The sequence below is a fragment of the Flavobacterium soyae genome (assembly GCF_045348165.1).
GTDB lineage: Bacteria > Bacteroidota > Bacteroidia > Flavobacteriales > Flavobacteriaceae > Flavobacterium > Flavobacterium soyae.
In genome coordinates this window covers 3557902-3576854 of the sequence record NZ_CP150845.1, presented here as the reverse complement: position 1 = coordinate 3576854, position 18953 = coordinate 3557902, and the positions used below count along the sequence as shown (strand labels likewise).

Genomic DNA, 18953 nt, shown 5'->3' with positions numbered 1-18953 from the left:
TTCTTTATGAAAACAACAAATAAAACCACAATAGGCGAAATCGTAGCTAATGATTTTAGAACGGCAGCAATTTTTTCAAAATATAGCATTGATTTTTGTTTCAAAGGTCATCGTACCTTAAAAGAAGTCTGCAAAAAACGAGGCATTGAGGAGTCTCTTCTAATTGATGAGCTTGATCGTGCAAAAAATAATTCGGCCAACCAATCTTTTAATTATAAATCATGGTCATCGGATCTGTTGGCAGACTATATAGAAAAAACACATCATCGATATGTGGCTGAAAAAACACCCGTGTTGCGTAAATTATTAAATGAATTATGTACTCTTCATGGTGAAACATATCCTGACCTCTTTGAAATTAATACTTTATTTACTGAATCTGCCTTAGATCTCTCTGCTAATATGAGAAAAAAAGAACAGATCCTTTTTCCTTTTATAAAAAAAATAAATGAGGCGCATGCGAAAGGATTATTTTTAGAGATAGCACACTTTGGAACTCTTGAAAATCAAATACTTTTAATTAAAGAAGAACATGATACAGTAGGACAACGCTTTAAAAAAATTGCTGCATTAACCAAAAATTATACCGCTCCAGCAGATACCTGCAATACTTATAAAGTAACTTTTGCAATGCTTAAAGAATTTGAACGTGACCTGCACAAGCATATTCATCTGGAGAATAATATTTTATTTCCAAAATCCGTAGCACTTGAAAAAGCTTAGATAAAGTTCTTTAAATTATTAGTTTTATCACACAATCGTTGCACATACTATTCTGAAAAATAATATTCCTTCTAAATCAATTACTAAATCTTAAGGTTAGAATTCGCAGCTCTCCTATTAAAGATTAGATACGAATTCCATCAATCCCCAACGGGACATCCAAACCAAATTCATAAAGCCAATGAAAGACAGCCTCTACTTCCAGTAAGCCAATCTCTTTAAATCCTCCATAAAATTTATAGAAATTTGTCCCGTCGAGGTCACTCTTAAAGAAACGTTAAAACATTAGTTTTAGCGTTTTTTTTTATACCTTTTTACGATATTTAATCAGTTTTAACTTATTTTTTAAAGCGGTTTGGGAGTCTTGTCGGGGTGACTACTCAGGATTCAAACCATTAGCAAATCTATTGTTTAAAGGAATAAACCGAATGTATTATCTTTATTTTAACAAAAAATAGTAGAAAGTTAAATAATGGAAAAAGATCCAAACAAAAATTATATATTAAAAAGGTCGTTATAATGGTTAACGAAAGAATAATATGAAAATAGATTTGAACAAAAAAACCTCCAAAATCAAATGACATTGAAGGTTCCTTAATTATAGTGGTTTTTACAAACCATTTTTTACAAGATAAAAAAGCTAGTTATTAAAAATGATTAAGATTTTATATTTTTTAGCATTCTATAATCACATAAATATTAAACTATTTTAAATCGACGATTACTTTTTCAATTTTACCGCTAAATTTGAATGGCATTTTGTACGTCCAGTCAATAGGAGATCCTCCATCTTTACCAACGTCTAATCCTTCAACAATAGAAAACTGAACCGGGACTGTTTTTTCTAATCTGCCACTGCCTATTTTTTTTCCGCTATCTGTCATCGTGATCGTTCCTCCTTTACCCATTCCTCCACCATCGTATTTAAAATCTACTACTAGTTTATGTTTTCCTTTAGGTAAAGCTTCTGTTGCTACAATAGAAGTTCGGTCTAATGAAAGATAATTGTATACAAATATAGGTTTACCATCTCTTAAATACAATCCGTAACCAGCCTGCATACCTCCATGAGTGATAATAATACCATTTTCATTGGCATCATTCAGTTCTATATCTGCAGTAATAGTCCATGATTTATTAAGTATAGAAGGTGCCGCTGCATCAGGCAAACCATTAGTACCGTCATAATAGGTCATTGATTTACGACGTCCCACAAGAGTAGGTCTTCCCATTAATTCAGCATTCATTCTTATAGAACCTCGCCAATCCAGAGGCAATACATTGTATTTTGCAGCTTCTACCCACCAAAGATCTTGTAATTGTCTGAGTTTTGCAGGTTGCTTAACAGCCAGATCATTTGCCTGACTAAAATCCTCATCAATATTATAAAGCTCCCATTTTTGCTTGTCTGGATCAAAACTTTCCCGATTTGGATTCCAAGGTACAAATGCTGTAGCAGATGCCATCCAGCCATTTGAATAGAGACCTCGAGTACACCCCATTTCAAAATATTGAACTTTATGACGCCCTTTTGCCTGAGTACTATCTTTAGCAAAAGTATAAGCAAAACTGGTTCCTTCGATTGGTTTCTGCATTATTCCATTGATTTCTATAGGAGGAGTAATACCGCAAACTTCATAGATCGTTGGAACAATATCTATTACATGCATAAATTGGTTTCTCAACCCTCCTTTATCTTTAATTTTTGCTGGCCAGTCAATTATCATAGGATTTCTTGTTCCTCCAAAATGACTGGATACTTGTTTAGTCCACTGGAAAGGTGTGTTCATAGCCCAAGCCCATGCTGAGTTAAAATGATTATAGTGTTTTGGGCCTCCTAATTCATCAATTACTTTTAGGTTGTCCTGCCATTTTTCAGGAAAACCATTAAAAAATAACATTTCGTTTACCGATCCCTCAATTCCACCTTCAGCACTTGAACCGTTATCTCCAGCTATATAAACGATCATCGTATTATCAGCATCTGGCAGTTCTTTTACAGCCTTTATAATACGCCCCATCTGATCATCGCAAAATGCTCCATAAGCAGCAAATACTTCCATCATGTGAGCATATAGTCTTTTTTGATCAGCATTAAGAGATTCCCAAGCAGGTAAACTTTCAGGACGAACTGTTAATTTTGTATTAGCCGGAATCACTCCTAATTTTTTTTGACGCTCAAATGCTTGTTCTCTGTAACTATCCCATCCCATATCAAACTTTCCTTTGAATTTAGCTATCCAGTCAGCAGGAGCGTGATGCGGGGCATGGGTAGCACCTGGTGCAACATATAAAAAGAAAGGTTTATCCGGAGCAATGCTTTTAGTTTTTTGCATCCAGGAAATGGCATGATCTGCTAAATCCGTAGTCATATAATAATTTGGATCTGATGAAGCTGGCACCAGATTCCTATTTTCAAACAAAACAGGATTCCAGTGATTCATATCGCCAGAATTAAATCCGTAAAAATAATCAAAACCCAATCCGTTTGCCCAATGATCAAATGGGCCTGCTGAACTTAACTCCCACGGAGGTGTGTTATGATTTTTACCTATCCATGCTGTTGTGTAACCGTTTTGACTTAATACTTCTCCTACCGTACCACAGCTCTTAGGAAGAATACAAGTATACCCTTCATAACCCGTAGCTACTTCGGTTATACCTGCAAATGATGCTGAATGGTGGTTACGACCTGTAATTAAAGCGGCACGAGTAGGACTACATAAAGCAGTTGTATGAAATCGATTAAATCGCAATCCCTCAGCGGCAAGATTATCCATAGTTGGAGAAGGTATACCTCCGCCAAAAGTGCTAAACTGTCCAAAACCTGCATCATCCAGTAAAATCAGAACAATATTTGGTGCTCCCTTGGGAGCTTTTGCAGGTTGAGGAAATTGGGGAGGATCTGATTCTAAATAGGTTCTCCCAACGTTTCCGGGAAAATGAAAATCAGGACGAGGCAAAACCTGTGGTGTTCCTGATTTTTCATTTTCTTGTGATAAAGCAAAATTTATTGACAATATTGCAAAAAGAAAAGAAAATGTTTTTTTACTCATTAAATTATTCATAGCTTAAATTTTACGTGTGTAATAAGTCTTTACACCATAAAATTAGCATAACACTTTTAGAATTAATGAGGTACATTTTATTAAACTGGTTGCAAATTATAAAATGCAACAAGATTGAGAGACACAATATATTTTTGAGTCCAGTACAATTTTGTCTCTAAAAAAAATCTAAACGTAGATATTCATATTTGGGTCTCCTATCTTTTTTAACACGAAAGCTAATGTACGAAGGAACAATTATTCTAACGACAATTTTGCCGGAGGACTAACTGGAGAGGAAACCTTTTCTTCCATTAAAAGTTGTTGTCTCTCTTTAATATTTAGCATTAACAATTTTGACGTGGTTCAAAGAATTATTCCATCACATTTGAAAAAAAAATAAATTTCAATTTCTAAAATCATCACCAAATTTTGAACTGGATTATCTTCAATTATATATTAACTTTATATAAAACAAAACTCAACTTTCATATTACTTTAAAATTCTATTGTTTGAAAATTAATTTAAAAAATGGCTCATTAATAAATCAGAGATTTTACGTTTTAGCGTTTTTTAAATATTTAACCCTTACGACACATACAAACCGCTCATAATTGAAAATTTAAAATAATTATCTTACAAATTAACTTGAAAATAAGCCAATTTCTTTAAATCATTCATAAAATGGTTTGTAAATTGTTCAGTAACGGTCACTCTTAAAAAAAAGTTAAAACGAAAGTTTTAGCTTTTTTTTTGGCCTTTTTGAAGCGATTTAACCATCTTTTACATCGAAAAAGCATGCGGTTTGTAAATATGTAGAGTTAACTCTACTGGATACAAACCGTTCTCAAGCATTGTAAACATTAAGAATAAAAAATATTATTTTTATATTAACAATAATTTTAGTTTTATGGAATTCGAAGAAGAAAAGCATAATGGAAAAATTTCACCACAAAAGGCACAAAAATGCTTAATGATGAAGGAATGGATGTTACATTGGAAGAAGCTACAGAAATTTTAAGCTTTCTAAAATTCATGGCAAACGCAGTAGTAAAGAAGTTTTTAAACGAAAAAGAAAAATTTCTTGATCAAGATAGTGCTATCACATCTAGAAAATGATATATCATTTCCTCATTACTTAAATCTTCCCTGCGAATATCTGCGATTATTAATTGTTACTCAAGGGAGGTTAATAATTGATTTATTACTCATTATCTCTTAGCAGTTTTTTTTACTAATATAAAACAGCGACAAAACTAAGACAAATTTTAAAATAATTTATACCTGTAACAGCTATTCTGTAACGAGCAATTAACTTATACAAAATTATTAAAACAGGCTCAATTCTTTAAATTGAGCCTGTTTTTTTTACTAAAATGTAAATAAAAATACTATCATAGAAATATTTAAATAAGAATTTTATATTTGCAACAAAGTTGCGTTAGATTGGTTTAAAAAACAGTCCTTTCTATGCAAAGATTTTCAAAACAAGAATGAAAAAGAAAATTGTCTTAATTAATCTTTTTGCGTCTTTAACTGTATTGTTTGCAATGCTGTTTCAGACCTTGCATTCTTACGAACATGCCTACAAACAATTAACGGAGAAACACTAGCCAAACTATAAAAAAAATAATGAAGCCAATCCAACATGTATTGTATCATTAAATAATTATTTTGTTTTAATCTATTCTACTTTCAATGTTATAACTTTGTTTAGATGAAAATTTTAGTAGTTGAAGACGATCAAAGAGTAGCCGAACTAATCCAAAGAGGACTTAGTGAGCATGGTTTTTCCCCTACAGTAGCTTATGATGGCCTGTCTGGAAAAAAACTTGCAATTAATAATGAATATGATCTGATTATTACAGATATAATCTTGCCTAAACTTGACGGACTTGATTTGTGCAAGGAGGTACGCCAAATTAAACCCAATTTACCTATAATAATGCTTACTGCATTGGGTACAACCAATGATAAAGTAGAGGGTTTTGATGCCGGAGCAGATGATTATCTGACAAAACCTTTTGAAATGAGAGAGCTTTTAGTTCGTATAAGAGCCTTGTTAAAAAGAAGTAATACTACTATAAACAACATTGGTTTTATTCTAAAATACGCTGATCTTGAAATGAATCTCCAAACCAAAAATGTCAAAAGAAACGAAACTGAAATAAATCTTACTCCAAAAGAATTTAAACTCTTAGAATATATGCTCCGAAATTCGGAGCGCGTTTTATCCCGAACAGAAATTGCCGAAAAAGTATGGGATACTCTTTTTGATACCGGCACAAATTTTATTGATGTTTATATTAATTATCTAAGAAAAAAAATAGATAAAAATTTTGATAAAAAACTCATTCATACCCGATCCGGAATGGGATTTATTTTGAAAGCAGAATGAAAACAAGAACCCGCCTAACCATATTGTTTACTATTATAACTGCTGCTATTTTATTAGTATTTGCTACTATTATTCTGGTTTCTGCAAGAGAAAACAGAGAAAAAGAATTTTATGCATTATTAAAAAAGGAGGCAATTACCAAAGCCAATTTATTTTTTAATGCCAAAGTAAACAGTAAAACGCTACAAGACATTTATAAAAACAATCGTGCTACATTAAATGAAGTGGAAGTCGCCATTTATAAAACTTCGTTTCAATTATTATATCATGATGCTGTTGATATAGATGTGGTCAAAGAAACAAAGCCAATGATTAATGAAATTGTCCGAAAAGGCGAAATACAATTTTATCAGAATGATTGGCAGGTAATTGGAATGAAATATAACTTTCAAGAAAAAGAATATGTAATTACAGCTGCAGCATACGATGGATTTGGATATATTAAATTAGATAATTTACTTAAAACCTGTATTATTGTTTTCATCATATCTATTTTGATACTTTATATAACAGGTCATTTTTTTTCAAAAAAAGCATTCGAACCTATCGTTAAAATGACTAGCAAAGCAAAAAAAATCTCTGCTACAAATCTTGATTTGCGATTAGATATAAACCAAAGTAAAGATGAAATATCAGAGCTGGCAGCAACTTTTAATAAAATGCTAAACCGGCTGGAAAATTCCTTTGATTCACAAAAGCAGTTTGTTTCTAATATTTCTCACGAATTACGAACGCCTCTTTCTGCTATAATTGCAGAACTTGAACTATCCACCAATAAAGAACGAAAGATAGAAGAATATAAGATCGTTATTTCAAACACATTACAAGATGCTAAAAAAATAGCAAAGCTTTCTAATAGTTTGCTGGATCTTGCCAAAGCTAATTACGATCCTTCGGAAATCACATTCAAACAAATTCGTATTGATGAAGTTTTACTTGATGCCCAACAACAAGTTCAAAAATCAAATCCAAATTATAATGTAGCTATTCATTTTGAAAATAATTTTGAAGATGATGATCAAATCACTGTTAATGGAAATGAATATCTCCTAAAAGTAGCTTTTGTAAACTTATTCGAAAATGGTTGCAAATTCTCAGAAAGCAAGCAAAGTAAGGTTCTCATCTCGTTTAAAAAAGAGGCTATTATTTTACAATTTTACGATAATGGTATTGGAATTTTAGAAGAAGACTTAAAACATATCTTTAAACCATTTTATCGAGGATCAAATAAAATTTATGCTGACGGAAACGGTATTGGATTGTCTTTGACCCAAAAAATAATCTTACTTCATAAAGGTACTATCTCTGTTTTATCTGATAAAAAATCAGGTACAATATTTACCGTCGAACTTTACCATGACACAAAAGCCACTATAGATTAAATCTTCTCTAATAAAATTCTAATTTTTTTCTAAAACATCTCTAACAGCCCCTCTTCCGGGGTTGTTCTATTTTTGCGCCATTATAAAAGGAAGCTATTTTATTTGATAAAAATAGTTCTCGCCTAAACTTCAACATAAATCTAACAGGTTTTCACAGCCTGTTAGATTTACATAAAAACAAACCATTATGATGCACAAAAGAAACTCCAGCCACAAACTCTTAATATTCAAAAATCTAAATCAAAAGAGTATTCTTTTTTTAATTGCAATGACCATTCTTACCGCATGTAATGATAAAAAAACTACAATAGAGAAAGATAATTATTCCGTACAAAACGATACTATTCTTGTCCCCGTAACATCAACAATTGCTCCTAAATTAAAATTGGAAACTGTTAAAACCGAACTGTATCAATCCCAATTAATAACGGCAGGAACAGTAAAAGCGATTCCGAATTTTTATGCAGAAATTGCTCCTCCGTTTTCAGGCAGAGTAACCAAAGTATATTTAAAACTGGGAATGAAAACTAAGGCAGGCACCCCCCTTTTCGAGATGGTCTCGCCTGATTTTATCGATGCTCAAAAAAGCTTCTTTCAGGCAAAATCAGCTTATCAGGCTACCAGACTTTCATTAAAACGCCAGCAGGATTTAAAGGCAAATGGTGTGGGATCTCAAAAGGATTTGGAAGAAGCAGAAACCAACTTTGAAGTCAACGAAAAAGAATATCAAAATGCTATTGCAAGCCTAAAAATATTTGGAGTAAATGTAAATAAACTCGTTTTTGGTCAACCATTAATAGTCACCTCTCCTATTGCCGGAGAAATTATTACAAACGAAGTTGTAATGGGACAATACATAAAAGCTGATGATGCTCCCAAAGCTAAAGTTGCCGATTTAAAAAAGGTTTGGGTTGCAGGACAGGTTAAAGAAAAAGATATTCGCTTTATTCAGGAATTAGATGGTGCTGACATTCAGATTGCTTCCTATCCCGACAAAAAAATTACAGGAAAAATATACCATATCGATGAAATCGTCGATGAAGCCACCCGCAGCGTACAAGTATTAATTGAATGTTACAATAATAACCATACTCTTAAACCTGGTATGTATGTAAATGTAAAATTTATAGATATCGCCAGAAGCACTTTGTTTGTTCCTGCCAAAGCTGTCTTACAATTTAACGATAAAAGTTTTGTACTTGTACAGATTGCAAAAGGAAAATTCACCAGACGTTATGTAGAAACCGGGATTTCTAAAAACGGAAAAATAGCAATATCATCCGGATTAAAATCTAATGAAACAATCATAAGCGAAGGGGCTTTTTATCTGCTTGAAGCGAAATAAAACATAACTAAAAATTAACCGCAAAGGGCGCAAAGGTTTTCTCCAATATTGTCATTTCGACGAAGGAAAAATCTTTGCGAGAAACTCCATAATCATTGTCGAGCCACTTGTGGAGATTTTTCCTTCGTCTAAATTGACAAACGAAACGAGATATCTATAATAAAAAAGTACTCAGTCTTTGAACCTTAGTTCCTCAGTGCCTTTAAACCTTAAAAAAAAATGAAACAAAATATATTTGAAACAACAATAGCAAAACGCTGGTTAATTCTGGCGTTATTTTTACTTCTCTCCTTGTTTGGTTATTACTCTTGGACACAACTTTCTGTAGAAGCCTATCCAGACATTGGCGATGTAACCTCGCAAGTGGTAACACAAGTTCCGGGATTGGCAGCCGAAGAAATAGAACAGCAAATTACTATTCCGATAGAACGTGCTATAAATGGTTTACCAGGAATGCATGTTATGAGAAGCAAAAGCACCTTTGGTTTATCTATGGTGACCATTGTTTTTGATGATGGTGTCGAAGATTACTTTGCTCGAACAAGAATTCAGGAACGTTTAAACGATGTCGAGCTACCATATGGCGCAACACCGGGGTTAGATCCGCTTACCTCTCCTACCGGCGAAATTTATCGTTATATTATTGAAAGTAAAAATCATGATTTACGAGAATTAAGTGAATTACAAGAATACACGATTATCCCGAGAATAAAACAGGTTTCGGGCGTTGCCGATGTTACCAATTTTGGCGGAATCACAACGCAATATCAGGTTGAACTTGATCCTTTAAAAATAGAACAATATGGTTTATCGCTAAGCGAAATAACCGAAACTATCGAAAAAAACAATGCCAATGTAGGTGGAAGTGTCATCAATCGTGGAGATCAATCGTATGTCGTCCGCGGAATAGGTTTGGTGAAAAATCTGGATGATATTGGTCGTATTGTCGTAAAATCGGTCAATGGGGTTCCAGTTTATTTAAACGATATTGGAAAATTGAAATACGGTAATCTGGAGCGTAAAGGCGCATTGGGATATACAGATAAACGTGGAGTTGATTATTCGGATAATATCGAAGGGATCGTGCTTTTGCTAAAAAATCAAAACCCATCGGTAGTTTTAAAAGGTGTAAACGAAGCGGTTGACGATTTAAATAAAAATTACCTTCCGGAAGGTGTTCAGATCCATGCTTTTTTAGACCGAACCAGTTTGGTAGACACAACTCTTGCGACTGTTTCGCATACTTTATTAGAAGGAATGGCTCTGGTAATTATTGTACTAATTGTTTTTCTGGGTAGCTGGAGAGGAGCTTTATTGGTAGCAATTACAATTCCTATTTCGCTTTTAATTGCTTTTATCTTAATGAAATTTACCAATATTCCCGCCAATCTGCTTTCTCTTGGAGCAATTGATTTTGGAATTATTGTGGACGGAGCAATTGTAATGATGGAAACTATCCTGAAAAAACGAGAAGATAATGAAGACACAGAACTCACCGAAAAAAGCATTGCCGAGAGCGTAAAAAGTGTTGCTCGTCCTATCTTTTTTGCTACCCTAATAATCATTACGGCTTATTTACCCCTGTTTGCTTTTGAACGTGTAGAGAAAAAACTATTCACGCCAATGGCATTTACTGTAGGATATGCACTTTTTGGAGCGTTATTGGTCGCTTTAATACTTATTCCGGGATTGGCTTATTTTATTTATCGTAAGCCACAAAAAATGTATCATAATAAGTGGTTGGATAAACTAACTAATTCTTATCATAATCGCATATTAAAAATAATTCAGGCTCCTAAAAAAGTGTTTGCTCCTTTAATTGCGGTATTAGCCCTTGCATTTGCGCTTACTGTAATGGTAGGAAAAGATTTTTTGCCTCCATTAGATGAAGGTTCTATATGGCTACAGGTTTCGCTACCACCGGGTATTACTTTAGAGAAATCGAAAGAAATGAGTGATACACTTCGTCATCGTACTTTAAAACATGATGAAGTAACTTATATGATGGTTCAGGCAGGGCGCAATGATGACGGAACAGATGCATGGACACCATCACATTACGAATGCAGTATTGGTTTAAAACCCTATAGCGAGTGGAAATCAGGCAAAACCAAAGCAGATTTAATCAAAGAACTTGCTGCTGAATATGCCGCTATGCCCGGATATAATGTTGGTTTCTCGCAACCTATGATCGATGGTGTAATGGATAAAATCTCCGGCGCGCATAGCGAATTGGTTGTAAAAGTTTATGGCGAAGATTATAAGGAAACCCGCCGAATTGCCGAGAATATTATTAAAACCCTAAAAGATGTAAAAGGCGCTGTAGATCTTGCTATAGATCAAGAACCACCATTACCGCAAATACAAGTTATTGCCGACCGCCAGAAAATCGCTCAATACGGATTGAACGTAGATGATGTATCGGAATTGATAGAAGTTGCAATGGGAGGAAAAGCCGTTTCTCAAATTTTTGTTGGTAACAAAGTCTATGATATCACAACCCGTTACAACGAAGATAGTCGCAATACTCCCGAAAAAATAGGAAATCTAATGCTGACTAATTCCGAAGGCATAAAAATTCCTTTATCACAAGTATGCGATATCAAACTCAATACAGGAGAAAGTACCATTGCCAGAGAAATGAACAAACGTCATCTTACTGTTCGCTTAAATTTAAGAGACACCGATTTGAGTTCTTTCCTGAGTGAAGCACAATCCAAAATTGAAGAAAAAGTAAAATACGACCATGAACAATTTAAAATAAAATGGGGAGGACAATTCGAAAATCAAGAACGAGCTTACAGCCATTTGGCAATAATAGTTCCTCTTGCTCTGGCACTAATGTTTGTATTACTATATGGCGCATTTGGAAAATTCCGTCAGGCAGGATTATTAATGAGTATCGTTCCCTTGGCATTATTTGGAGGAATGTTAGCGCTTAATGTACGTGGCATGACGCTCAATGTATCTTCGGCGGTTGGTTTTATTGCCCTGTTTGGCGTTGCGATACAAAACGGAGTTATCATGATTTCGCACATTAACCAACTTCGTAAAAACGGAATGGGCTTACTCAGCGCAGTTACAAATGGCACAAAACAACGCTTCCGTCCGGTATTAATGACTGCAACGGTTGCAGTATTAGGATTATTACCTGCTTCACTGGCAACAGGCATAGGCAGTGATGTACAAAGACCTCTGGCAACAGTAATTGTTTACGGATTGCTATTTTCTACGATACTAACGCTATTTGTTTTACCATCACTTTATTATCTCATCGAAAAGAAATTCGATCAGAAAAATGAAGTAATGCAACCTAAAACCGATAATCAATAAAATGATGTATTATGATTAAAAATATAAAATATAAATGGATAATATTTTTGTTACTGCTGCTTATTTCGGCAGTATCAAATGCTCAAATAGACACTACATTTACAAAAGTAAAAATGAATTATTCAGAGTTTTTATCCCTAGTAAATAAGAACAATTTAGGATATGCCGCCGAAAAATTTAATGTAAATATAGCTGAAGCCAATGTAGAAGCTTCGAAAGTATTCCCCGATCCTGAACTTGCCATTGGAGCCAGTGATAATGGACAGCGCAGAATGCAAATGGGATATGGATTTTCTTCCGAATTAAGTTGGACACTGGAACTTGGTGGAAAACGCAAAGCCCGAATAAATGTAGCCAAAAGCACAAGCGAGTTAACCAAATCTTTATTGGAAGATTATTTCAGGAACCTGCGCGCCGATGCAACTTTAAATTATTTAACCAGTTTAAAGCAAAAGGAAATTTTAAAAGTGCAATTAACCTCCTACACTATTCTTAAAAATATAGCTCTTGCTGATAGCATTCGTTTTAAACTGGGTAGTATTACCGAAATTGATGCTCGTCAAAGTAAACTAGAAGCTAACGCTATGCTTAATGACGTTTACCAAAGTGAAACCGACTGGAAAACCTCGTTATTACAACTTGGCATCGTTGTGGGAAATCAAAAAGCAGATTCGTTGTATTTACCTTTTGGAGATTTAACAAAGTTTGATCGTTTATTTGATTTAAACGAAATTATAACTTCTGCTCAAAACAATCGTGCAGATTTATTGGCAGCACTTAAAAACAAAAATGTATCACAAGATATTTTAAGATTAACCAAAGCAAATAGAGTTCTCGATCTTGGAGTAAATATGGGAGTACAAAGTACCTCGGTAGTTACCAATAGTGTTGCTCCTACTCCATCTTTCGCGGCAGTTTCGGGAGGCATTACTATTCCGCTTAAATTTTCTAATCGAAATAAAGGTGAATTAAAAGTAGCTGAATTTAGTGTACAACAAGCCGATGTTTTATATAAACAAACAGAACTACAGATTCAGATAGAAGTACAAAAAGCATGGTTTAATTATCTCACAGCACAAAAACAAGTGCGTCAATTTAGTACTGGTTTATTGGCCGATGCGCAACGTTTGCTCGATGGAAAAGTTTATAGTTACAAACGCGGAGAAACCAGTTTACTTGAAGTTTTAAATGCTCAACGAACATACAATGAAACTCAACTTAATTATTATGAAACCTTATACAATTATGCTGCGTCACTTGTCGAACTAGAAAAAGCAACAGGAATTTGGGATATTAATTTTTAAAATAATACAGATAATAATGAAAAATACATATACAATTTGCATCATGCTTTTTTTTATACTCAAAGTCAGCGCGCAACAAGAAAGACTTACTTTTGGGATAAGTGGTGGCATAAACTGGACGTCATTAATCGGTAAAAATATTGATAGTTTATCCAGTGGCGGTTCTCAAAAAAATTTAACCGGACAATCAATCGGGATTACACTCGATAATAAGACATCTAAATACTTCGGACTAAAACACGAACTATTTTACAGCCAGCGAGTAATCTCTATCAAAATTGATGATGGAATAAACCCTGAATTCTCAAGTAAATTTAAGCGCCAGTATATCGATATATTCCCAGTGAGTCCAAGTTTTTATTACAAAGGATTTCAAGTTTATACAGGGCCTTACATTGGTGTTTTATTAAATGCATCTATACAACGCAAAGATGCCAATGGAAATACATATACTGATAAATCAATTTATGGAACTGGTGAAACCACAAGTAATTATAGTCAAAAAATGGATGCAGGTTTTGTTGCAGGTTTAAATTATGAACTACCAAACGGTCTTAATTTTGGTGCAAGATTTATCCGTGGATTTGTACCGTTATTAGAAAATGCAAATACCAAACAACAATGGAAAATTTATAACGAAAGTTTTTTTGTTACTGTGGGGTATACTTTTAGCCATCCTTGAATAAACAGGATTAATAATATTGATGATACCCGAAGTTTTTAATCGCTAAAATTAGAAACTATTGATTTAGATCAATAGTTTTTATTGACCTAATTCATCGTCAAAATTAATTATCAACTCCGAAATTCGCCATTGCTATTGTGGATGTGTTTAAGGTTACTTCATACAAATAAAAGGAAGTAATTAATCCATTGCATAGATTAATACATTTTGTTTGATCGTTTAATATTGGTCTATGTAAAAGAAATAGATTTAGGAGTATAGTTTAATTTTTAAAATAAATACATTATGAAATTTAATCAAGTAGGATGGTTTGAGTTCGGTGCTAATCAACCGGAAAAAGCAAAGGAGTTTTATAAAAAAATGTTCGGTTGGGATTTTAAAACAAATCCTGATCTTGAAAGTCAGGGATACCAATACGATGGTATAATAGAACCCGGCAATGAAATTCCTACAGGAGGAATGATGTATACAGCTGATAAGATGGAAGAATATGCTGTTTTCTATGTATTTATTGAAAATATTCATGAGGCAATAGAAAAAGCGCAGGAAAACGGAGGCAAACTGATATGGGGGCCGGTTACGGATGATTCCAATATTACTTTTGCTCGATTGAAAGACAATTCAGGACATCAATTTGGATTGTTTTCTGTAAAAAATTAATTTTCAACAATCTTTTGGAGCCTGCTATTCAAAGTGGCAGGCTTTTTTGTTTATTATACCCTATCTTAAGTTTAATAATCAATCTGTAAGCTCAACCTTAACAAGGTTTTACATTATTCCATATTTCGTATATTTATACAAGTTTAACATTTTAATATTAAGCCTATGCATCAGGATGCGCAAGATAAATTTAAGGAAATGATTGATTTTTTTAACGCAATCATTCCTTTGAAAAAAGAGGAAGAGGATTTGATCCGCCAATACTTTCATCCGCGTTCTTATAGAAAACGTATGTTTGTCCTTCAGGAAGGAGATATCTGCCAGCACCTTACTTTTGTATTATCAGGGTGTCTGCGAATGTATAAAGACGATGAAAACGGCAACCCGCACATTTTGCTTTTTGCTACTGAAAATTCCTGGATAAATGATTTAGGAAGCTTTTATGATGCGAAAAAATCCTTACTCAATATTGATGTTTTGGAAAATGTTGAAGTACTTCAAATAAATCTGGAAGATATTATAACACTATATCGTCGTGCACCAAAATTTGACAGAATTTTTAGAATTTTGACAGAGAGGAATTTAGTACTTCTTCAAAATCGTATGCTGGAAAACATCAGCTTATCAGCAGAAGATCGTTACTATAATTTTCTATCCAATTATCCAAATCTTTTCAACAGGCTACCTCAGGTGCATATTGCATCCTATCTTGGTGTATCTCCAGAGTTTATCAGCCGATTAAGAAGCCGAAGGGCAAGAAATCCTTTATTAGGAAGTTGATCTGGATCAATAATATTTCTTGATCTGCTTCTACAGTTGTATACTGCTAAGGCCCGTAAATTTGCAAAGTAAAATCTTAATATTTTATTATGGAAATTGTTAATATTAGTAAATTAGTAAAAACCCTTAACCCTGTTAATGGTTGTACTGCAGGCTGTGTATATTGTTATGCCAGGAAAATTAACAACAGGTTTAAAATAACGCCTGATTTTGAAATTCCTGAATTTAGTCCACATCGTTTAAAGCAGATAAGTTCCTCTAAAAAGCCCCAAACATACTTTATGACCAGTATGAGTGATTTTTCAGACTGGCAGGAAGATTGGAGAAAACTTGTTTTTGATTACATAAAAGATTTTCCTCAACATACTTTTTTATTTCTTACAAAATTCCCGGAACGCATTTCTTTTCAAACCGAACTGCAAAATATCTGGATTGGTGCAACTATTACGGCAAAGAATGATAAGCGCAGAATTGATGCGTTGAGAAATAATATTAAAGCAAAAAATTATTTCCTGACTTTTGAACCTTTGTTTAATGATCTCGGGGAAATAAATCTACAAGATATCAAGTGGATTGTTATAGGAGCGGAAACCGGGAACCGAAAGGATAAAATTGCAGTAAAAAAGGAATGGATTGATAACATCGTAAGACAGGCTGATCAGGAAAATGTGGCAATTTTCATGAAAGATAATTTGTTTTCGATTATGAATGAAAACGAGATGTGCCAAGAATTGCCATTTCTTACTTTAGAAGAAAGCAAAAATAAAGAGCTGCAAGCTGTATTCAATTTTCAATAATTACAATATTTGTTATTTATAAAATAGTATTATGAAAGCAAAAAGAAATATTGGCGGATGGTTTGAGATCTATGTCGAAGACATGGAGCGCGCTATGAATTTTTATCAATATGTTTTTGATGACGTAAATTTCAATGACCTCACAAAAGAAAATGGTCAGATGCAGCTATTCGAATGGGAAGATCATTTTTCCGGGGCAGGCGGTGCTCTTGTAAAAATGGAATTTAACAAACCTTCACCCAATGGAACGATCATATATTTCAATTGTGATGATTGTGCCGTTCAGGAGGCGAGAGCCCGTGAAAAAGGTGTAAAGATATTAGTTCCAAAAACCCCACTTCCTCACTTTGGTTTTTCTGCCCTTCTTAGGGATAGTGAAAATAATACAATAGGCCTTTATTCGCTGAAATAGAGATATAAACCATTTAAAAAATAATAGTTATGAAACTACAACAAATTAGAAACGCAACAATGGTCGTGAATTATGGTGGCAAAAAATTTTTAATTGATCCCATGCTTTCTGAAAAGGGTACATTGCCTGCTTTTCCTCATCCAGCGAGTGGAGATGAACGTTCTAATCCTCTGGTAGAGCTCCCCGTATCTGTAAATGATCTTATTAATGGTTTAGATGCTGTTTTTTTAAGCCATCTACATTACGATCATTATGACGATGCAGCAAAAAAGATTTTGCCAAAAGATATAAAAATTTATGTACAGGATGAGAATGATAAAAAGGAAGTGGAATCTGCTGGCTTCACTAACGTTGAAGCATTGACCGATGGGACTGATTTTGACGGTATAGAATTATTTCAAACTCAAGCGCAGCACGGATTTGGAGAAACATTAAAATTAGCGGGAAATGTGCATGGATTTGTCATGAAGCATCCCGAAGAAAAAACATTGTATTTAGTTACTGACTCGGTATGGTATGAAGGTGTACAGCAAGAGCTTGAAAAGCACAATCCTGATATTATTGTGTTAAACGGAGGTGATAACCAATTTATTGGAAGCGGACCGCTGATCATGGGTAAAGAAGATGTAAAGAAAGTACGCAAAGCTGCCCCCAACGCAACGATTGTTGTAAGCCATATGGAGGGAGTAAATCACAATACCCTTTCAAGAAAAGAACTAAAACAGTTTCTTACTGAAGAAAATATTTTGGAAAAAATACTGGTACCAGATGATGGAGAACAGTATGAATTTTAATACTTAAAATGTACACAATATTTCAGCTGATTTTTTTAAAACTATTAGGATTAAGTTTTGGCTAATTCACAAAAATCAACCCGTTGTTCTTATGAAATAACGGGTGATTTTATGATGACAAGATGGAGCTTGACAGTATCATGCTAAATTTTCCTGAACCAAATAAATACTTCCATCTCTTCGTATTTCTATTTACCAATAACCGTTATAAGCAATGAGAAAATTTAAAAGGAAAGTGTGACTACTTCTCCATCCTGAGGAATTATCAATTTGTCTGTCTCAATATTGAATTCGGCGGCTTTCTTGCTTAAAGAGTTCCGGGTTGTACGGCAATGATCTAATGCATCCATATGTACTGCTATGACTTTTGCTTTACCACTCTCCTTAATTAAAGACATTGTCTGCTCTTCATTCATTATGATTGGAATATTTTCAAAACCTTTAATAAGAGCTCCTCCAGAATTAACGATAATGTAGTCAGGCTTAAACTTTTTGATGGTCTTTTTAATATCATCGGTCCAGATTGCATCTCCAACAATATACACTGTCGGTAGATTGTTTGCCTTTAATATAAACCCGGACGTCTTACCCATCATCTTTAATACCTCTCCAGTTCCATGCTTTCCATCTATTCGGGTTATGTTTATACCATTCCATAGTTTGTTGTCATCAATAACGACTGCATTGCTAAAACCTTCCTTTTTAAAAAAGTCCTTATCTGCGGGCTGAATTATTAATTCTATGGATTTATCAAGGGTTTTACTCGCAATCTTGTCAAAATGGTCCTCATGTGTATGTGTCACAATAACCAAATCAACATCCTTAACAATATCTTCTACTGGCATTTTTAATTCAATCGTTGGATTTCTCTGAATTCCAGCCCAAGAGTCAATCGCTCCTTTTGGGGATAACATTGGATCAACCAAGATTTTTTTTCCGCCATACTCTATAAGTAATGTTGCATTTCTGATTAATTGGATAGTCGGTTTTGCGCCTGAACTGACTTGCCCAAACAAGAAGACAGTTGACAGCATAAACCCCAATACTAAAATTACTTTTTTCATAAATATTCTGTTTTATTTTATTGATCTCTCACGCCCTTTAATGAGCCTTTTCAAGCAAAGAGAACCTTGCAAAGGTCGGGATAGAAAATTGTTTTTAAGATGTCAAATACTTACAATTTAATACCATTCTGATAAGCAGATATTAATCAAAATTTTATTAATCGCTCTATTTTTAATGTATTTAAAATGATGAAATGAAAAATTCACTCCATAGGTTTTATTTTTTCC

15 protein-coding genes are annotated in these 18953 nt (G+C 33.8%); 13 read left to right on the top strand and 2 right to left on the bottom strand.

Annotated elements, in window-relative coordinates:
• Nucleotides 1–6 precede the first annotated feature (6 nt).
• The gene (gene ric / locus AABD74_RS15260; protein WP_406843432.1) at nt 7–723 is read left to right on the top strand and encodes an iron-sulfur cluster repair di-iron protein; all 717 of its coding nucleotides are present in this window, start codon (nt 7–9) and stop codon (nt 721–723) included.
• Nucleotides 724–1427: 704 nt separating this feature from the next.
• Here the strand turns inward: ric and AABD74_RS15255 are convergent.
• The gene (locus AABD74_RS15255) at nt 1428–3791 is read right to left on the bottom strand and encodes an arylsulfatase (protein WP_406843431.1); all 2364 of its coding nucleotides are present in this window, start codon (nt 3789–3791) and stop codon (nt 1428–1430) included.
• A gap of 946 nt (nt 3792–4737) precedes the next feature.
• Between AABD74_RS15255 and AABD74_RS15250 the strand changes: the two genes are divergently transcribed.
• The 12 genes from AABD74_RS15250 (at nt 4738) to AABD74_RS15195 (ending at nt 17661) form a co-directional block, all read left to right on the top strand.
• Complete coding sequence (locus AABD74_RS15250; RefSeq protein WP_406843430.1) at nt 4738–4890, top strand: hypothetical protein; 153 nt, start codon at nt 4738–4740, stop codon at nt 4888–4890.
• 598 nt (nt 4891–5488) lie between these two features.
• Complete coding sequence (locus tag AABD74_RS15245; RefSeq protein WP_406843429.1) at nt 5489–6169, top strand: response regulator transcription factor; 681 nt, start codon at nt 5489–5491, stop codon at nt 6167–6169.
• The gene (locus tag AABD74_RS15240) at nt 6166–7551 is read left to right on the top strand and encodes an ATP-binding protein (protein WP_406843428.1); all 1386 of its coding nucleotides are present in this window, start codon (nt 6166–6168) and stop codon (nt 7549–7551) included. The genes AABD74_RS15245 and AABD74_RS15240 overlap by 4 nt, the downstream gene beginning before the upstream one ends.
• A 268-nt stretch (nt 7552–7819) precedes the next feature.
• Nucleotides 7820–8896 (top strand): efflux RND transporter periplasmic adaptor subunit, encoded by a 1077-nt coding sequence (locus AABD74_RS15235; RefSeq protein ID WP_406843427.1) that lies wholly within the window; start codon nt 7820–7822, stop codon nt 8894–8896.
• A gap of 219 nt (nt 8897–9115) precedes the next feature.
• Entirely contained in the window at nt 9116–12229 is a 3114-nt protein-coding gene (locus AABD74_RS15230) for an efflux RND transporter permease subunit (RefSeq protein WP_406843426.1), read from the top strand.
• A gap of 11 nt (nt 12230–12240) precedes the next feature.
• A complete protein-coding gene (locus AABD74_RS15225; protein ID WP_406843425.1) occupies nt 12241–13533 on the top strand; it encodes a TolC family protein in 1293 nt (430 codons plus the stop codon).
• A gap of 16 nt (nt 13534–13549) precedes the next feature.
• On the top strand, nt 13550–14215 hold the full coding sequence (locus tag AABD74_RS15220) for an outer membrane beta-barrel protein (protein ID WP_406843424.1): 666 nt from the start codon (nt 13550–13552) through the stop codon (nt 14213–14215).
• Between the two features lie 288 nt (nt 14216–14503).
• Entirely contained in the window at nt 14504–14878 is a 375-nt protein-coding gene (locus AABD74_RS15215; RefSeq protein ID WP_406843423.1) for a VOC family protein, read from the top strand.
• A 198-nt stretch (nt 14879–15076) separates the two neighbouring features.
• Nucleotides 15077–15658 (top strand): Crp/Fnr family transcriptional regulator, encoded by a 582-nt coding sequence (locus AABD74_RS15210; RefSeq protein WP_406843422.1) that lies wholly within the window; start codon nt 15077–15079, stop codon nt 15656–15658.
• An 89-nt stretch (nt 15659–15747) separates the two neighbouring features.
• On the top strand, nt 15748–16455 hold the full coding sequence (locus tag AABD74_RS15205; protein ID WP_406843421.1) for a DUF5131 family protein: 708 nt from the start codon (nt 15748–15750) through the stop codon (nt 16453–16455).
• A gap of 31 nt (nt 16456–16486) precedes the next feature.
• Nucleotides 16487–16867 (top strand): VOC family protein, encoded by a 381-nt coding sequence (locus AABD74_RS15200; protein ID WP_406843420.1) that lies wholly within the window; start codon nt 16487–16489, stop codon nt 16865–16867.
• Nucleotides 16868–16896: 29 nt separating this feature from the next.
• Nucleotides 16897–17661 carry an MBL fold metallo-hydrolase gene (locus AABD74_RS15195; RefSeq protein WP_406843419.1) on the top strand — a complete coding sequence of 255 codons (765 nt, stop codon included), beginning with the start codon at nt 16897–16899 and terminating at the stop codon, nt 17659–17661.
• A 224-nt stretch (nt 17662–17885) separates the two neighbouring features.
• Here the strand turns inward: AABD74_RS15195 and AABD74_RS15190 are convergent, their stop codons facing one another.
• Nucleotides 17886–18725 carry an MBL fold metallo-hydrolase gene (locus tag AABD74_RS15190; protein WP_406843418.1) on the bottom strand — a complete coding sequence of 280 codons (840 nt, stop codon included), beginning with the start codon at nt 18723–18725 and terminating at the stop codon, nt 17886–17888.
• Nucleotides 18726–18953: the final 228 nt, after the last annotated feature.